Consider the following 17,583-nt stretch of genomic DNA (forward strand, 5'->3'; position numbering starts at 1 on the left):
GCCTGAACACCGAACTCCGATCCCCGATATCCGATGTCAAAGGAAACGAACATGCAATCCCAGATCTTCCGCCTTATCGCCACCACCGCATTGGCCTTCAGCCTGCAACCGGTCTTTGCCGCTTCGGTGAACGGCGTGGCCATCCCCGATGACCAGATTGCCCGTGCCATTCAGCAGGCGCAACTCCCCGACAACGATGCAACACGCAACGCCATCAAGCAGCAGCTGATCGCGCGCGAGCTGTTCCGCCAGGAAGCGGCCAAGGCCAAGGGGCTGGAAGCGCGGCCCGATGTGCAGCAGGCCCTGCGCGAGGCCAAGGACGCCATCCTGACCCAGGCCTGGCTCAAGGACCATATCAAGCCCGCACCGGTCACCGACGAGCAGGTGCGCTCGCGCTACAACGCCATCGTGGCAAGCCTGGGCGACAAGGAATACAAGGGCCGCCTGATCGAGCTCGCCGACGATGCCGCGGCCAGCGCCGCGCTCGCGCGCATCAAGGGCGGCGAGGACTTCGCCAAGGTGGCGCAGCAGGTGAGCCTCGCGCCGTCCAAGGCCGGCGGTGGTGCGATGGACTGGCTCAGCTTCAAGGTGCCCGCGCAGGAAGGCCAGACCCAGAACCTGCCCTTGCCGCTCGCGCAGGCGCTGTCCACCCTGCCCGCCGGCGCGGTGAGCGCCACTCCCGTGGCCTGGAACAACCGCCACTTCCTGGTCAAGGTTGACGAAGTGCGCGCAACCCGCGTCCCCGCCTATGACACCGTCAAGCCTGGCATCCAGCAAGCGTTGCAGGCGCAGGAACTTGAGCGGGCCACGACCACGCTGGTCACGCAGTTGCTGGGCAAGGCAAAGATCACGCAGTAAGGCGGCCCGCAAAGCCCGCCGGCGGCAAGCTGCCGCCCTCCTACGCAACCAGCCCCTAGACATCCAGCTCGACCATCCAGCTCGACGCACTGCCAGGAAGCACCATGTACCGCGTGAAACAAGCCGCTCTGCCTCAGGACAACGCACAATCCGATCCGTTGCCCGGCCTCTCCATGGCGGAGCGTGGCCGTCGCCGCTTGTGGGTGCGTGCGCTGGCTGGCGTGGTGGCCATCACGACCTGGCTTGCGCCGCTGCAGGTGTCCTTGCAGCAAGCCCGGCAGGCGGCAGGGGCGTTGGCGGCGGGCGCCTCGGATCCGGCCAGTGTTGCGATCCAGTCCGGCGCCGCGCGGCAAAGCCTGATGCGCTGGGCGGTCGCGCACCTGCCGGTGACGGTCAGCTTTGGTCCTGCGGCGGCGCACGCGGCGCCGGTCACCGACCCGAACGCGCCGGTGCGTTTTACCCCCGCGATCAGCACCACCAGCGGACCAGGCGCGCCGGCGGGCGGCGTGCCCGTGGTGGGCATCACCACGCCCAACGCGGCGGGTATCTCGCTCAACCAGTACCGCGCATTCGTGGTCGATCCGATCGGCCTGATCCTCAACAACAGCACCACCGGCGGCGGCACATTCCTCGGCGGCCAGGTTGGCGCCAACGCCAACCTGGCCACCTCTGGCCCGGCTGGCCTGATCATCAACCAGGTCACCAGCCAGACGCCCGCCCAGGTCAACGGCACCATTGAAGTGTTCGGCGCTCCGGCCGGGGTTGTGATCGCCGCGCCCGGCGGAGTCTATACCCGTGGTGCGAGCTTCACCAACACCACCCAGGTGACGCTCACCACGGGCGTGCCGCAGTTCCTGTCGAGCACCGGGACATCCACCAGCTTCGATGCCGCCACTGCCGCCGGCTTCCTCGTGCAGGGCGGACGCGTACAGATTGCCAATCCGTCGCCGGGGAACCCCAACGGCGTGGGCATCGAGGGCACGGTCGGCAACATCAACCTGATCGCCGAGTCGATCGGTGTCGATGCGGCGCTTTACGCGGGCAACCAGATCAACCTCGTGGCAGGGCGCCAGTTGGTCACGCCCTCCGCTACGTCATCCGGCGGCGCCTTTGCCACCACGGCCACCGGCGCAAACAACGCGGCCAGCAACACCAGTGCGGCCAGCGGCCTGGCGATCGACGCCACCGCGTTCGGTGCCATGACTGCCGGCCAGATCCATATCGTGAGCACCGCCGCGGGCCTGGGCGTGCGCGCCGATGGCAATCTCGCGGCGTCGGCCAGCAACCTGACGCTGGACTCCGCCGGCAACCTGAAGGTTGGCAGCACCTACGCCAAGCAGGCGGTCGCGCTCAATGCCGCCGGCGCCGTGACGGCGTCGGGCAATGGCCACAGCGAGGCCGGATACACCCTCAACGCGGGGCAGGACGCCACACTGGGCGGCACGCTGAACGCGGGCAAGGCCGTGGCGGTTTCCGCGGGTGGCTCGATCAACGGGGCCGGTGGCATCCAGGCGCAGAACGCCGTGACCCTGGCCGCCGGCGGCAGCGTGGATGTGGGCGGCGCGGTCGGTGGGTCGCAGATCGCCATCTCGGCGGCGGGCAACGATGGCCGTGGCGATATCCATTTGCGTGGCGATGTCAGCGCGCCGGGAGCGATCCAGCTCAACGCGGCGCGCGACACCACCATCGACGGCAGCGCGGTCTCGGCAGCCGATCTGGACTTGTCGACCCAACGCCATCTCACCATCAACGGCATGGCGGGCAGCACCGGCGGCAATGTGTCGCTCACCGGTGTCACCGGCAATGTCACCACCACCGGCAACGTCGTGTCGCCCGGCACGCTCGTCGTCACCGCAGGCACGGATGCCAATCTCGGCGGCCAGGTGCTCGCCACCGGCCCGGTTGGCGTGACCGCCCGCAGTGGGAGCATCACCACCAGCGGGCAGATCGGCAGCAATGCCAGCCTCTCCCTCACCGCTGCGCAGAACGTCACGGTGGGCGGCCAGGCCCAGAGCGCGGGCAAGACCACCATTACCGCCACCGCCGGCAGCGCCGCGATCAACGGCGCGCTGAGCAGCGATGGCGATGCGGCAATCGCGGCGGGGCAGAATGCCAACGTGGCCGGCAGCCTGGCCAGCGGCGGCAACACCACGATCCAGGCCGCGGCCGGCTCGGCCACGGTGAGCGGAGCGCTCTCCAGTGTGGGCAGCGCCACCGTGAATGCGGGACAAAACCTCACCCTGGGCGGCAGCGTGCTGACCGGCGGTGATCTGGCGGCCACGGCCGGGCAGACGCTCAAGGCGGGTCAGCTCACCTGGGTGGGCGGCAACGCTACGTTGCGTGGCACGGATATCCAGATCGGCTCGGTGGCGGGTTCAGGCGCAAGCGGGGGCAATGCCGTCACCGGCAAGCTCGACGCGTCGGCCACCCGCAACCTCGCCCTGACCGGCGACACCACGGCCGCCAATATGACGCTGGGCGGCCAGTCCATTGCCAACAGCGGTGCCACCATTGCCACGCAGCAGCTCACGGTCAACGGCGGCGCCGTGAGCAACGCCGGGACGCTCGCGGGCAACCAGGTCAGCCTGACCGCCACCAACCTGATCAACCGCGGCACCGTGGGCGGCCAGACCGTCAACGTCACGGCGGCGAATGCCCTGGACAATGCCCAGGGCCTGATCGCAGGCGCGAAGATTCTCACCGTCACCAGCGGCACGCTCGCCAGCAACCAGGGCGGCACCCTCTTCGCCGGCGACCTCGCCGGACACGCGCCCACGGTGGGCGACCTGACGCTGAGTATCACGGGTGGCAACGGGAGCTTCAACAACGCGGCGGGCCAGATCCTGGCGGGCAACAGCCTGAGCGTGAATACGCCGAACCAGGTGTTCGACCCATCGGCGGCCACCACCGGCGTGCTGAACGCCAACGCCACCCTGACGCTCGCCGCGCTGGCCATCAACAACACCGGCACGTGGAACGTGCCGGGTGGCAACGTGGTGCTCAATGCCAGCCAGGGCATCACCAATACCGGCACGATCCAGAAATCCGGCGACCTGACCCTGGCCACCGGCGGCACGCTCACCAATGCCGGGCAGATCGTCAGCGGCAGCCATCTCTCGCTGTCCGCTGGCGCCTTGACGAACACCGGCACCCTGCACGCCAACGGCAATCTGGCGCTGGGCGGCAACGTGGCCAACCAGGGCACCGCCGAGGCCCTGGGCAATCTGACCGTCACCGGCGGCGATTACGACAACCGTGGCGGCACTACCCAGGCCGGCGGCGACATCAAGGTCGATATCTCCGGCACGCTCAACAACATCGGCAGCGTGATCGGCGCCAACGGCAACCTGCATATCGCCGCAGGCGCGGTCATCAATGACCGCACCGCGCCGGTGGATGCGGGTAGCTCCACCACCAAGGTGGTCAACGACAGTCTGCTCAACTCGACCATCATCGGCAGCTATTCGCCCTGGTTGCCAGGGGGATCCTGCGACAGCTGCTCTGCCTATGTACCAGGCGCAATCTCCAACATCACGCTGGCCGACATCACGCGCAATCCCGACGGCTCCGTGTTGCTGGTTCGTGGCGCGGAAATTATTCCCTCGAACGGGGACCAGCAATTTGGACAAGATCTGTGGCACCTGATCCCCGGCACCCTGGGCCGCGATCGCGTGCCAGTGTCCCTGCTGGCGCCCGGAAGCACCCTCAATATTGGCGGGATACCCACCGTCGACCATACGGTGGTGCGGCAGGCCGACGGGACCGCCGGCCAGATCATCAGTGGCGGGAACCTCGACATCGGCACGGCCTCGCTTTCGAACAAGGGCGGCATCGTTTCGGCGGGCAGGAACGTTACGCTCAACGTTGGCAGCCTGGACAACAGCCGTTCTGCAACGCTGGTCAACAGTACCGGGGATTCGGTGAACCAGGGCGAGCTCTCGGCCTTCATGGCACGGCTCGCGGCACTCACAACGGGCAATACCGATGTCTACGGACGGGGGCCGCTGGTCTACGGCGTGCCGCCGAGCATGAGTGCCTGCGACAGCTGCTTCGCGCCGCCGCCATGGTCGGCGGTCACGCAAGGCAAGACTGCCACTGGTGCGGCTGCTGCCGCGCCCAGCCAGGTCACTACCAGCTACCAACTTGGCAAAGCCGGCCAGATCACCGCCGGCGGCAACCTGAATCTCACCGGCACCGGCGACCTGACCAATGCCGGCGACCTGGCCGCAGCGGGCAAGGTCGCCATCAAGACGCCGGGCACATTCACCAACCAGGGCGTCTACGACAGCAAGATCACCACAACGCCCGGCTGCGTGGCGGGTGCGCCGGACTGCCCGGGCGACAGCAATCCCCGCGTGGATTCCCTTGCCTGGCAGCAGACGCCCAGCACGGTGGCCGCTGGCCAGACGCTCACGATCAGCGCGGCCAACATCCAGAACCTGAACGCAACGCTGGCCGCGCAGGGCGATGTGAGCCTGAACGCCTCCAGCAGCGTGACCAACCGGTCCGGTGCCATTCAGTCGCTGACGGGCGATGTCTCGATTACCGCGCCGACGCTGGTCAACACCACCATGGATACAGCGCGGCTGCACAAGAGCTACGGCGGCCAGAACCCGCCTTACGCGGGCGGCTGCAATCCCGGTGGCACCTATGGCAACAGCCAGTGCGCGGCGGATGAGGACGCCGCCGCCGGCCCAGCCGGCGTCATCTCCGCGGCGCGCGACGTCCAGCTCTCCGGCACGAACCTGACCAACAAGGGCGCGCTCATCACCGGCGGGCGCAACGTGACGGTCGGCATGGCCGGCAGCATCGACAACAACAGCATCCCGCTCAACGCCGATTGGGTGGGGCGCTGGCAGGAAGACCGCAGCGGCGGCGACCACTGGCACGACACCGGCGGGCGCGCCACGCTCGGCAGCCTGGAGTCCGGTATCCAGGCCAGCAACGCGCTGTCGGTGACGGCCGGCGGCCAGGTGCTCAACACCGGCAACCTGATGGGCAGCAAGGTCGACGTCACCGGCGCCGCCCTGGTGAACGGCTACACCAGCCCGAACCAGCCGACCCCGCCTTCGACGGGCGCGCAGCAGGTCATCTCGCTGGGGCCGGTGGTGGCGCCAGCCGGCGCGGTACCGGCCGCCACGCCGGTGAACAACCCGACCACCCCCTGGCAGTTCAACCCGGTCATCGTGGCCACACCGGCGGCGCCCACCACCGGCAGCAGCCAGACCATCGACTGGCACTTCAACGCCAACCTCGGCGGCAATCCGGTCACCGCGCCCAACGGCACCACAGACCGCGCCCAATACCTGAACAACAGCCCGGCCACCGCCGTGCTGGCCGGCGTCACGCCCGACAGCCTGCTCGCGCAGCTGCCCGCCGAACTGCGCCCGGGCAAGGTCAGCTTCTACTACGACCCCTACACCGAAGGACAAAGGCTCCAGCAAGCCGCGCTGCAACAGACAGGCCAAGCCAGCTTCATCAACGGCCTGGCCTGGGACAGCCAGAACCAGCTCTCGGTCACCGACCAGGAAAAGCTGAGCCTCTACAAGAACGCGGCGGACTACGCCAAAGCGCACAACATCGCGCTGGGCACGGCGCTGACGCAGACGCAGGTCAACGAGCTCGACAAGCCCCTGCTCTGGTACGTGCAGCAAGCCGTTCCCGACCCGAGCTGCAACACCGTAGCCAGCACGGCGTGCCCCACGGTGAACGCGCTCGTGCCGCAGGTCTACCTGCCCGAGGGCTACGCACAGGCGCTCACCAAGCCGACCGGCGGCACCATCGCCGGCGACAACGTGAGCCTGGACATCGCCGGCCAACTGCGCAACAGCGGCGCCATCACGGCGGCCGACACGCTCAACGTGAAGGCCGGCAGCATCGACGCAGGCCCCAACGTGGTGGACATCGGCACCTCGGCCTATAAGGCCCAGGGCGGCTGGAACGTGATCACCGGCACCGTGGTGCAGCCCGGCGGGTTCATGAGCGCAATGCGCATGAACATCGAGGCCGACAGCATCCACGCGGTCAACAATGCATTCCTGATCCGCAACGCCGACGGCACGGTCGACGAGGCCGCAACCGTGGCGCTGGTGAATCAGCTGAAGGCCAACCTGGGGTTGAACTACACCGAAGGCACGGTCGCTGACGATATTCATACGCAGTTTATTAAGGAGAAGAAGGGCGGGTTCGGCCCCATCGGCATGGTGGTGGCGATGGTCGCGGCGGTAGCGATTTCTATCGTGACAGCGGGGGCCGGGGCGGCCTTGATGGGCATGGCGCTGGCTGAAATGACTGCGATGCAGGCGATGATGGCCGTAGCCATTGACGGCCTGATTGCCGGCACGCTGTCGAGTATGGCGAGCCAGTTGATTACCACAGGCTCGCTGAACATGGGTGCGGCGCTCAAGGCCGGCGTTGTCTCGGGGGTGACAGCAGGCCTCACGCAGGGCGCGCTGGGTGGATTGGAGCTGGGTGATGTGGGCATCAAGAGTATTGGCGAGAACCTTGCCAAGGGCACCTGGGATGCTGTTCAGTCCAACCTCGGCGGCTACGTCACTGCGAGCGTGGTGCGCTCTGCCATTAGCGCCGGGGTCAATACCGTGGCCTACGGCGGCAGCTTTGGCCAGGCCTTTGCGAACGGGCTGGTGCGGGATGCGGCGGCGGTTGGGGCCAATGCTATTGGCGTGAGGCTGCCGGGCATCGGCGCGGTCGGCGCGGATACCGGCACGATCCTGGCTAACGCGGCTGGTCACGCGCTCCTTGGGTGTGCTGCGGCTAGCCTGAGTGGGGGCGATTGCGCGGGCGGTGCGGTTGGCGGGGCGGCGAGCGCTTTGGCCGCTCCACTGATCCGGGATGCTATCTACGGTGGCAGCCAGACGGCGGTTGAAAACGCAGACGGTAGCCGCACTACGCAGTACAACGACACCGCATCCAACGCAGCTATTACGGCGCTTGCCACGCTCGTTGGCGGCGCGGCGGGCGCATTGCTCGGCACGAATGTGACGTCCGCCGCAAGCGCCGCGCAGAACGAAGTCGCCAACAACGCACTATCGGCGAAGACGATCTCGGAAAAGAGCGCCAGGCTGGCCGGTTGTAGCGGTAACGCAATGTGCGAAAGCACCGTCACCGCCGAGTTCCGTCTGAAGAGCAACGCTCAAACTGCGGATTTTGTTCAAAAGGTGAGCGATCCGAACCAGCGGACGCTTCTAGGGCTGAATCTGCAGAGTCAAAGAGCCGATGTCCAAGCTTTGCTGACCAACCCGGACTGCCAGGCTGTTTGCAGGGACAGTGCGCAAGCCAGTCTCGTTGAGTATGACCGTCAGATTGCGATGGTCAACGGCTCGACGATTCGGGATCTGAATCGTGCGCTGCTTGGCACAGCCGTGGATGCAGGCTTGGCTGTAGCGTCCGGCATCGGGCTGCTAACACGTGTTCTACGGGGTAGCGCCGCTGCAGCCGATGTCGTGACCTCAACAGCCACCGGCGATGCCGGGAGTATCGGCCTTCCGAAGGGCTATATAGCTAACGCAGATGGCACGTTCACCGGACCAGGGGGCGGCTCGCTCTCGGTTGCTGGAACTGCTGCCGACGGCGTGACCCCCGTCTTTCAGCGACCAAGTGGTCAATATTTCACGCTGGATAGTTCGGGAAGCCAGGTGCCGGTTTTGCGTACAGACGCAAGCAATGGTGTGTCCTGGGCAAATTCCGCTGGTGGTAGTTCGCAAATCGGGCAAAATTGGGTCAATGGGCGTTCTTTCCAGAATGCTTTGAATCAGGCAACCGGGCTGCCGGAAAACACTACGCCAATCAAGGTTACGCTGCCGGGCGGCGCGCAAGTGACGACCATTCCAGACAACCTCGGTCGACCCGTTGGGATTGTGGAGGCTAAGAATGTCGTGAAGTTGTCGATGGACGATCAACTTCGAGCGCAGATCCAGTACTCTGCGCAAACGGGAATTCCTTATACTTTGGTTGTGAGTCCTAGCAATCAGGTTATAACGACACAGGTATGGGATGCAATAAAGGCAGTGGGCGGCAGTGTGTACAAATTTAACCCAGTAACGCAAGCATTGACCCCCGTTCTAATAAGGCCATACTGATGAGTAAGCCAAAAGTACGAATTTCAATAACAACCAATATTGATACGACGGAGTGGGGATTTGGAAGGAGAGTAATTGAGGCATTCTGCAATACAGATTCAAGATTGACGCCAGAGTATTTTGATAACAATGAAGCAATCACGAAGCCATTCAAAGGAGTGGCGGATTGCGAGGAGTTATGGGCTCCAGAGGTCGTTATTGATGCGGGCGTAAACGGTCGAATTATTACAAAATGGAACTCCATGTGGAGGCGAGGCAAGACGGTAAAGTGTAGGGCGGATATGCATCATACCTTGCTGAATCAGCGTGGTCAGCTTCGACCAGGTTGGTTCACGTTCGATGCTGCTGCAGACACAAAGGTCGACTGGCTGGGGCTATTTCGTCAACTGTGTGAATTGGCAGAGCCAAAATTTGCCGTTATGCATTTATTCACGGATATTGAGGTTAGGCGTGGCGCATTTGGCGTGGGAGATGACGCCCGCATTGCACAGGATGATTTTGTCGCTGGTGCGCCTGCCGTCGCATTGGAGCAACGGGGTATTCCAAATCTCGCCTGGGCTACTTTCTTTGGCAAAGAGTATGCCGCAGAGGTCGATGCAAAAAAAATGCGAGATTATGACTTCATAATCGATGAGATCGACCAAGGCTCCCTCTTGATATTGACGCCAAGACTGTTTGATGTGGCGGATAATTTTCTTCTATTTTCAACCCGGCGCGTGGAAGCCAAAGAACTGTTCAGGCCGGGAATGTTTCGCATCACCAATGAACCCCCGTTTTAGAGCGTCGCCGATTGGGTGGGACGCTGGCAGGAAGACCGCAGCGGCGGCGACCGCTGGCACGACACCGGCGGGCGCACCATGCTCGGCAGCCTGGAATCCGGTATCAAGGCAAGCAACGCGCTGTCGGTGATTCGGGTGTTGCCGTATCCGCCGGACTCGAGATTCGAATCGGAGGAGGCGCGGGTCCAGCACAATGTGCGTGGTGTGCAACTCTGGAAACAACTCCAGCAGGAGCTTGGGGCTGGTACATCTGTTGATGTTTATTCCACAAAACTAATAAGGCGGGCACATGGGAAGGAGAGGGACAAAACGGAGCTGTTCAATTCTTTGCTCAAAGATTTTTGGCATGCTTTTTGAGAGAAATTGATGCATCACATCCTGGCAACCTTCGTGATCTCGGCGGATGTGGAAAGGCCAAAGACGGCGGGCGTGCGCAACGGATACGCTCCGCATCACAAGTTCGCGGCCGTTGACTACCTGGCAAGTGGAATACATTCCTATGAGGACAACGATTTCCACTTTCCGGGCGAAGAACTCAAGGCAAGAATCAGCTTTGCAAGCTGGCAGTTCTTCTCAGACAAAATAAAAGTCGGAGACGAATTCGAGGTTCGCGAGAATGCCAGATTGATCGGCCATGGAAGAGTGGGCGAGATACTTTAGAGTGCGCAGCTTTCCGAATCGAGGCTTGGCTTTCAGAAACTAAATCCAAACATACGCTTTTATGAACACCCTAGCTCTGATGCGTTTGCGCCTGCTCTGGGCGCTATTTGCCTGCGGCGTCGCCCTTTCCGGTTGCGCCCCGATGATCGCAACGACACCATCTTCCGTCGAACTTGCACAGGATGGGGCCACGGCGCGATCCATCACGATCCAGGCACCAGCAGTGATCCAACTCGATACGGGGTACTCGCGAACATTGGCCGCCAAATCCGTATGGAAGCCGGTGGGACGCGTGCCGCAAGGGGTCGTCTACCGGCCGGTCGGAACGATCTTCACAATCGAGGGCCGTCAGGTCCACGAAGCCTACCTTGTCCTCAAAGACAAAAAGCTGGTGGGCTTCTATTTGCCGGGGGAACAGAACTATTCCCCGCTTTCAACCGCAGTACCTCTGACCTTTGGAGAGACCGAATGAAACGAGTTGTACGTATGGTAATGGGTGGGATGGCAATGTCGCTGCTGATGGCGGGTTGCGCATCGGGTGTGAAGCATTCCGATATGGCGGCCTCCATCCCGACGATCAAGCCGGGTGAGGGGCGCATTTACTTCTTGCGCTCGGCCTCCATATTCGGCGCCGCGATTCAACCGGACCTTCGCCTCAACGGCCAGGTTGTGGGGGAATCCAAGCCCGGCGGCTTCTTCTTCGTGGACCGGCCCGCTGGCAAATATGTGGCTTCGGCCGCGACGGAAACGGAGAAGACGCTCAGTTTCGCCCTGGACGGTGGGGAAACGAAGTACGTGCGCAGTTCGCCGTCGGTGGGCCTGATGGTTGGCCGCGTGGTGCTGGAGCTGGAAACGCCTGACAAGGCCAAGGAGGAGCTGTCGTCCTTGAGCTATACCGGGGACGTGGTGAAGGCGTCGGCCAAGTGAGTAAGCGGGCCAGACTGAGTGGCGTCACGCCGTCGCGACTCGGGTAGCTAAGACGGGTGCCCGGCAGCTATTCCCTGGCCTTCAACCGGAGCGGTGCGTCGCGTCATTTGCACACGTGTAACGCGGGTCATTTAGCGCCATCTGGAAAGCGAGCGCATCGGCATGCCGGCCGCGACAGATCAGGATACCAACATGCCGGTGCTCGAGCGCTACGTGAGCGCGGGACAGCCGCTCTCGCTAATGTCTGCGGCCACGCTTGATGGCAGTCTTGTGTGTCGCGCGGCGGCAGTGATGACACCCGAAGCAGGGCGCGATTACGAGCTCGTCGTGCTGCTGCAAGGGACGTCGATCGGCGGCGATGGACGATGCGGACTGCTCGCGTATGAGCGCCAGCCTGGCGCTGGCCAGGATAAACGCGTGCCGTTCATGCTGCGGCCCCGGTCGGTGGCCAAGCGCTAACTTCGCGAAATGGGCAACATTGATATGAGTGAAAGCCAACCTCCATGCCAGGAATGATGAGAACCTTGATTTTGAGCGCTTGTGCACTCGTCCTGACCGCGTGCGTAACGAGATATCCGGAGCCCACGTCGGGCGACCGTGCCAGGATACGGATGGTGAAGACAGGCCCGTCGGCAAGCACAAGCTTCCACACCTTTTCCAACATGCCGGCGGGAGACTGCATCAAGCAGGGCGTGGAGCTTGGCGAACAGCGTATCGCTCTGTTTGACAACCCATTGGTTCACTACAACGCTAGTCTTGGGATTCCCGGCAATGACGCCCAGGCTAGCAAGCGTTTCTCGGAAGCCTACATTCATGCTGGCAAGCCTTTCCTGCTCGATACATTTGTCATAGGTGCCAATGTTCAAAATTCATATCAATGTCGTGTCGCCGCATTGTGGAGCCCGGAGTCAGGGGCAGACTATGAGGCGGTGCTTCACTGGACGGGCAGCGCATGCCAATTGACCGTTTCCAAGGTAGAGGCAGGCGGGCCTGATGGCATTGCTCTTAAGCGTCCGGTAGACGCCAGGTTTCTGAAGACTTGTGAAGCCCCGGGCAAGTGAACACCACGACGTGACGAGACGGGCAATCCTGTGTGTGTGAAAGGGAGCGATTCTCGCTGGATTTAGGGCCGCACGGCTCGGCGTGGAGGCTCCGTGGCGGCGGGGGATGGCTGTAGGGTGCGCAATGAATATTCAAATAAATGGCGAGGTGGTGAGAAGCGAGGTGGACTTTCATCGAGAGCTAGCTTCCATCCTTGGTGTTGAGGCATCTTACGGCTTCAATACGGACGCGTTATGGGACCTGCTTAGTTCAGGTGTGGGGAGACCCATTTTTTTAAGATGGGTGAATGCAGGTGTATCAAAAAAATTCATGGGTAAATCGTATTTTGATATTATCAAAATACTGGAGAGGGTGAAAATCCAGGATGAGGGATTCGGTTGGGTTGAAAAATTTACTTATAAGATCGATTTTTAGGTAAAAAAACACTGGCCATCTCAATTTTGTTAAATGTAATTCCTGCGCTCGGCCACGATGTTCGGTGCCGCGATCCAACCGGACCTTCGCCTCAACGGCCAGGTTGTGGGGGAATCCAAGCCAGGCGGCTTCTTCTTTGTGGACCGGCCTGCTGGCAAATATGTGGCCTCGGCGGCGACGGAAACAGAGAAGACGCTCAGCTTCGCCCTGGACGGTGGGGAAACGAAGTACGTGCGCAGCTCGCCGTCAGTGGGCCTGATGGTTGGCCGTCGTGACTGGGCAAAATGGTGAGGTGTATTACACGCCCGACCACTACAAAACGTTCATTCCCGTGAAAAGGTAAATGCGATGGAAATCGGCTATCCATTTCGTTACGAGGCGCAACCGGACGGCTACCGCCGGAAGGACGCATTTGTTGCCGTGCTTCCCTCGGCCATCGGAACGAATAGCGCCTTACTTGATGCGCTCGCGTCCTTGCTCGAATTTCCGGCCTATTTTGGCTTTAACTGGAATGCGTTGTTTGACTGCCTTCGCGACTTCAGTTGGATGAATGAACACGACATCGTGTTAGTTCACCTTGAGCTACCGATGTTGCCGCAGTCAGAGTTGAAGATCTACTTACGTTTGTTGCGCGACTCGGTTCAGGATTGGGGTCCCGAGGAAGTTCATCGCTTCGATGTCGTATTTGCCGAGTCGGCCAAGGAGACTGTCGAACGCTTGCTGCGAGAGGGATAGTTGGCCACCGCGTTAGAGTGGCAATGTTGTTGCCACAGTACCTCTCAGCCTTGGTTCATAACGGCTGAGCGCCATCCGGGAATCCTCGACTCCCAGATGGCGGAGAGTCGCTTGGGATAAGCGCAGCCAGCCAAGTCGTGCGGTCGTATCCGCCGGACTCGAGATTCGAATCGGAGGAGGCGCGGGTCCAGCACAATGTGCATGGTGTGCAACTCTGGAAACAACTCCAGAAGGAGCTTGGGGCAGGTACATCTGTTCAGTTTATTCCTCAAAGCTAATAAGGCGGACACATGGGGAAGGAGAAGACAGAAATGGAATTGTTCAATTCCTTGCTCAAAGATGTTGAGCATGACTTTTGAGAGAAATTGATGCATCACATCCTGGCAACCTTCGTGATCTCGGAGGATGTGGAAAGACCAAAGACGGCGGGCGTGCGCGACGGGTACGCTCCGCATCACAAGTTCGCGGCCGTTGACTACCTGGCAAGTGGAATACATTCCTATGAGAACAACGATTTCCACTTTCCGGGCGAAAAGCTCAAGGCGCAAATCAGCTTTGCAAGCTGGCAGTTTTTCTCAGGAAAAATAAAAGCCGGAGATGAGTTCGAAGTTCGCGAGAATACCAGATTGATCGGCCATGGAAGAGTGGACGAGATACTTTGGAATGCCAAGATTCTCGAGTCTAGGTAAAGGAAGTTAATTTTTAGTTGAGGAAAAGTTGGCGTACTAAAAGGGTGCTTAAAATGAGGAGCAAGGGGACTGTTTTCCTCTTTCTTCGTCTATACGTCATATCACGATATGGATGGCGCAAGGTTTTTCGCTTGGTGTACGACACGCCTTAGCGCGATAAAAGTACTTTAATCGAATGGGTGAGTCTGTTGGGCAGTCAGTTAGGATAAAGTTGGAAAATGGAAAATCAAAGTACGGAGCCCGTGAAAATTGTACTCACGGAGTTACTGGAAATTTATAGGCGGGAGGGTGGGTTGGTGTTCTTGCCTGGGATCTCTGCGGTAATCGAGGCCATCTCAGAGTGTCGCGATATGGATGATCCACGGTTCCGTGAAGCTGCTTCAATATATAGGGTCCTGGCGGGTTCAAAATCCGGGTTCTCTGATTTTATATAGAAAAAGAAACTGCAGAGGAAAGAGTAATTGGGAATATTCGGCTTGACTATGTCAGGCAGGAGCTATGGAGGATTTTTGGCTGAGTTGATGACGACGATCCTGGCCATCTCCGCGTGTCCATAGCCAACCCCGGCACCGATGTATGAGAAATTGCACTATCTGGCAAGGACCTGCACACCGGGTTTTGCAGGGATCTCAGCTCTGCAGATTTGCCGATTACCGTTGGCACGGATCTCCCCACGCAGTTGCTTACGCTGCGCCCGGGTGCGTCCATCGCAGCGCGCCTCGTGCTCGATGCGGCCTGCATGCCTGCAGATTTCGTCGCACTGATTGGTGCGCCGATTGGTCTACTTGTGGCGCGCCGTGATGCAACGGCCGGCTCTGCCGCCGCTCCGCGCGGCACCGACACCCCTGCGTTCCCCAACTTTCCATACTTCTGGTGCGGCAGCGCACCAGAACCGTGCCGGGCGCACGTAACTGCCGCCTGCCACGGGCGTCTTCGGCCGCCATTGCGGCGTTTTCCATCCCTGGACACCCCCAAAGTCACTGGCACGGTTGTTGCGACGCAGAATTCAAGTAACTTGAATTTAGAGAAAGTCGCATGTAGTTTTGCTCGAGTGACTTGAATACCAACCGTTTGTCCACGTGTCGAAGGGGATGAGAGTGCGCAAGAAGAACACCGTAGTTGCCGCTGCCTTGTTGCTGGCCTCGGCCGGGTTGGCCGGGATGTCCGCGCCGGCTGCCGCCAAGGATGTCGTCAAGATTGCCTTCGTGGGCCCGCTGACTGGCGGCGTGTCGTCCATCGGCCTGGGTGGGCGCAACTCCGCCGACCTGGCGGTTCGCTTGCGCAATGCTGACCCGAAGTCGAAGTACACCTATGAGCTGGTCACGCAGGACGATGAGTGCCGCCCCAACGTGGGCGTGCAGGTGGCGACCAAGATTGCTGCCGACAAGAGCATCGTGGCGGGGGTGACGCATTTCTGCTCGGCCGTGGCGATGGGTACGGTTGGCGTGTACAACCGCTTTGGCATGCCGGCCGTGGTGTGGGGCGCCGTGTTGCCGGATGTCACTTACGGCAATAACTTCAAGGAGATCCATCGCGTCAACGGCACGATGATCAACCAGAGCGAGGTTGCGGCGAAGTTCATGACGGGCCTGGGCTACAAGAAGTGGGCGATCATCCATGACACCACGGATTACGGCAAAGGCCATAACAAGTACTTCAGCGAGTTCCTGAAAAAGGATGGTGGCACGGTGCTGGGTACGTTCGGCGTGACGGCCGACCAGCAGGATTTCACGACGGAGCTGACCAAGATCCGCGAGCTGAAGCCGGACGTTGTCTACTTTGGCGGCCTCACGCCGCTGGGCGTGCGTATCCGCACGCAGATGGAGAAGCTGGGCATCAAGGCGCAGTTCGAGGGGACGTCGGGCATCAAGTCCGATGCGTATATCCAGGGTACGGGCAAGGAGCAGGCCGAGGGCTCGCTGGCCTTTATCGAGGGCGCGCCGTGGGAGAAGCTGCCCGGCGGCTTGTTCTTCGCGGGCAAGTATTCGCAGCAGAAGTACAGCGATCCGCCTGAGGCGTATGGCCCGTTTGCGTTTGCCGCGGCCAACCTGATCATGGATGCGGTGGAGAAGGTGGGGCCGGATCGCAAGAAGGTGCGCGACACGCTCAATGCGACCAAGGATGCCGACACCATCATCGGCAAGGTGACGTTCGATGACCATCGCCAGAACATCGTGCCGCTGGTGACCAAGTATGTGGTCGAGGATGGCAAGTGGGTGATCTGGGAGGACAGCACCTACGGCAAGGGCAAGAAGAAGCTTGCCGGCTTGTAAATCACCGAAGCGTTAAACCAGGAAAACACGATCCCACGATCCGGCGATTCCACGGGCCCGCGACCGCAAGGCGCGGCGGCCTGTGGACGAGTGCGCGTGGCGTCTGGCTTCTTGTCTGGATGGGGGAGGGGTACTCGATGAGTGTGATTGGCCAATACGTCTTCAACGGCTTGATGCTCGGCATGATCTATGCCATGGTCGCCGTGGGATTTACGCTGTTTTTCGGCGTGCTGGATGTGATCAAGTTCTCGCACGGCGATACGCTGATGGTCGGCGCGTTTGCTGGCCTGGCGGCGTCCACCGGTGTGCTGATGCTCGACATCCAGTCGCCCTGGATCCGCTTGCTGGCGGTGGTGCTGTGCGCGATCTGCGTGACCGGCCTGCTGGGCGCGGCGATTGCCAAATTCCTGATCCTGCCGCTGCGCAAGGCGGCACCGCTCAATACACTGCTGGCCACGCTGATGCTGGGCACGGTGATGCGCGAATCCGTGCGGCTGTTCTATCCCGACGGCGCCAACCCGAAGCCGTTCCCGGCGCTGCTGCCGACGGCTTCCATCGAGCTGGGCAGCTTGTCGCTGCGTGCCGATAACCTGATCCTGCTGGCTACCGGCATCGCCATCATCGTCGGCGTGCATCTGCTGATCACGCGTACCCGTTTCGGCATGGCGATCCGCGCGGTGGCGCAGGATGGCGAAACGGCGCGGCTGATGGGCATCAACTTCGAGGCGGTGGTGCTGCTGACGTTCGCGCTGGGCTCGGGCATGGCCGCGCTGGCGGGCGTGATGAACGGGCTGTACTACAACGAGATCAACTTCAATGTGGGGCTGCTGCTTGGCGTGATCGGCTTTGCCGCGGCCATTCTCGGCGGGCTGGGGAATATCTACGGCGCCATCCTTGGCGGCTTCCTGTTTGCCGCGCTGCAGGTGCTTGGCAGCGCCACATTGCCTGCGCTGATTCCGGATATCCCGAGCGCGTACAAGGACGTTTTCGCGTTCGCCGTTGTCATCGTGCTGATGGCCTGGAAGCCGACCGGCCTGATCGCAGAAAAATCCAGTGAGCGGGTCTGACACCATGAACATCACGAATA

14 protein-coding genes and 1 pseudogene are annotated in these 17,583 nt (G+C 61.5%); all 15 read left to right on the plus strand.

The window, feature by feature from the left end; all coding sequences use genetic code 11:
• The first annotated feature begins 51 nt into the window (after positions 1-51).
• A complete protein-coding gene (locus ACX12D_RS00215; protein ID WP_459372455.1) occupies positions 52-858 on the plus strand; it encodes a peptidylprolyl isomerase in 807 nt (268 codons plus the stop codon).
• A 104-nt stretch (positions 859-962) separates the two neighbouring features.
• Positions 963-8,957, plus strand: coding sequence for a two-partner secretion domain-containing protein (locus ACX12D_RS00220; protein ID WP_459372456.1), 7,995 nt, complete (start codon positions 963-965; stop codon positions 8,955-8,957).
• Entirely contained in the window at positions 8,957-9,736 is a 780-nt protein-coding gene (locus ACX12D_RS00225; protein WP_459372457.1) for a hypothetical protein, read from the plus strand. Before ACX12D_RS00220 ends, ACX12D_RS00225 begins: the two co-directional genes overlap by 1 nt.
• A gap of 15 nt (positions 9,737-9,751) precedes the next feature.
• A complete protein-coding gene (locus tag ACX12D_RS00230) occupies positions 9,752-10,093 on the plus strand; it encodes a hypothetical protein (protein ID WP_459372458.1) in 342 nt (113 codons plus the stop codon).
• 9 nt (positions 10,094-10,102) lie between these two features.
• Positions 10,103-10,396 (plus strand): hypothetical protein, encoded by a 294-nt coding sequence (locus tag ACX12D_RS00235; RefSeq protein ID WP_459372459.1) that lies wholly within the window; start codon positions 10,103-10,105, stop codon positions 10,394-10,396.
• A gap of 61 nt (positions 10,397-10,457) precedes the next feature.
• Entirely contained in the window at positions 10,458-10,868 is a 411-nt protein-coding gene (locus tag ACX12D_RS00240; protein WP_459372460.1) for a hypothetical protein, read from the plus strand.
• Positions 10,865-11,323, plus strand: a complete 459-nt coding sequence (locus tag ACX12D_RS00245; protein ID WP_459372461.1) for a DUF2846 domain-containing protein — start codon at positions 10,865-10,867, stop codon at positions 11,321-11,323. Before ACX12D_RS00240 ends, ACX12D_RS00245 begins: the two co-directional genes overlap by 4 nt.
• Before the next feature lie 192 nt (positions 11,324-11,515).
• Positions 11,516-11,782 carry a hypothetical protein gene (locus ACX12D_RS00250; RefSeq protein ID WP_459372462.1) on the plus strand — a complete coding sequence of 89 codons (267 nt, stop codon included), beginning with the start codon at positions 11,516-11,518 and terminating at the stop codon, positions 11,780-11,782.
• 152 nt (positions 11,783-11,934) lie between these two features.
• A complete protein-coding gene (locus ACX12D_RS00255; RefSeq protein WP_459372463.1) occupies positions 11,935-12,384 on the plus strand; it encodes a hypothetical protein in 450 nt (149 codons plus the stop codon).
• A gap of 124 nt (positions 12,385-12,508) precedes the next feature.
• Positions 12,509-12,799 carry a barstar family protein gene (locus ACX12D_RS00260; RefSeq protein ID WP_459372464.1) on the plus strand — a complete coding sequence of 97 codons (291 nt, stop codon included), beginning with the start codon at positions 12,509-12,511 and terminating at the stop codon, positions 12,797-12,799.
• A 39-nt stretch (positions 12,800-12,838) separates the two neighbouring features.
• Positions 12,839-13,069, plus strand: a pseudogene (locus ACX12D_RS00265) (DUF2846 domain-containing protein); the annotation flags it as partial.
• A gap of 78 nt (positions 13,070-13,147) precedes the next feature.
• Positions 13,148-13,534 carry a barstar family protein gene (locus ACX12D_RS00270; protein ID WP_459372465.1) on the plus strand — a complete coding sequence of 129 codons (387 nt, stop codon included), beginning with the start codon at positions 13,148-13,150 and terminating at the stop codon, positions 13,532-13,534.
• A gap of 368 nt (positions 13,535-13,902) precedes the next feature.
• Positions 13,903-14,223: a hypothetical protein gene (locus ACX12D_RS00275; protein ID WP_459372466.1), complete on the plus strand. Its 321-nt coding sequence runs from the start codon at positions 13,903-13,905 to the stop codon at positions 14,221-14,223.
• A gap of 1,097 nt (positions 14,224-15,320) precedes the next feature.
• Positions 15,321-16,496 carry a branched-chain amino acid ABC transporter substrate-binding protein gene (locus ACX12D_RS00280; protein ID WP_150985396.1) on the plus strand — a complete coding sequence of 392 codons (1,176 nt, stop codon included), beginning with the start codon at positions 15,321-15,323 and terminating at the stop codon, positions 16,494-16,496.
• Positions 16,497-16,633: 137 nt separating this feature from the next.
• Entirely contained in the window at positions 16,634-17,563 is a 930-nt protein-coding gene (locus ACX12D_RS00285) for a branched-chain amino acid ABC transporter permease (RefSeq protein ID WP_441639211.1), read from the plus strand.
• Positions 17,564-17,583 lie beyond the last annotated feature (20 nt).

It is taken from the genome of Cupriavidus sp. PET2-C1 (assembly GCF_054515855.1).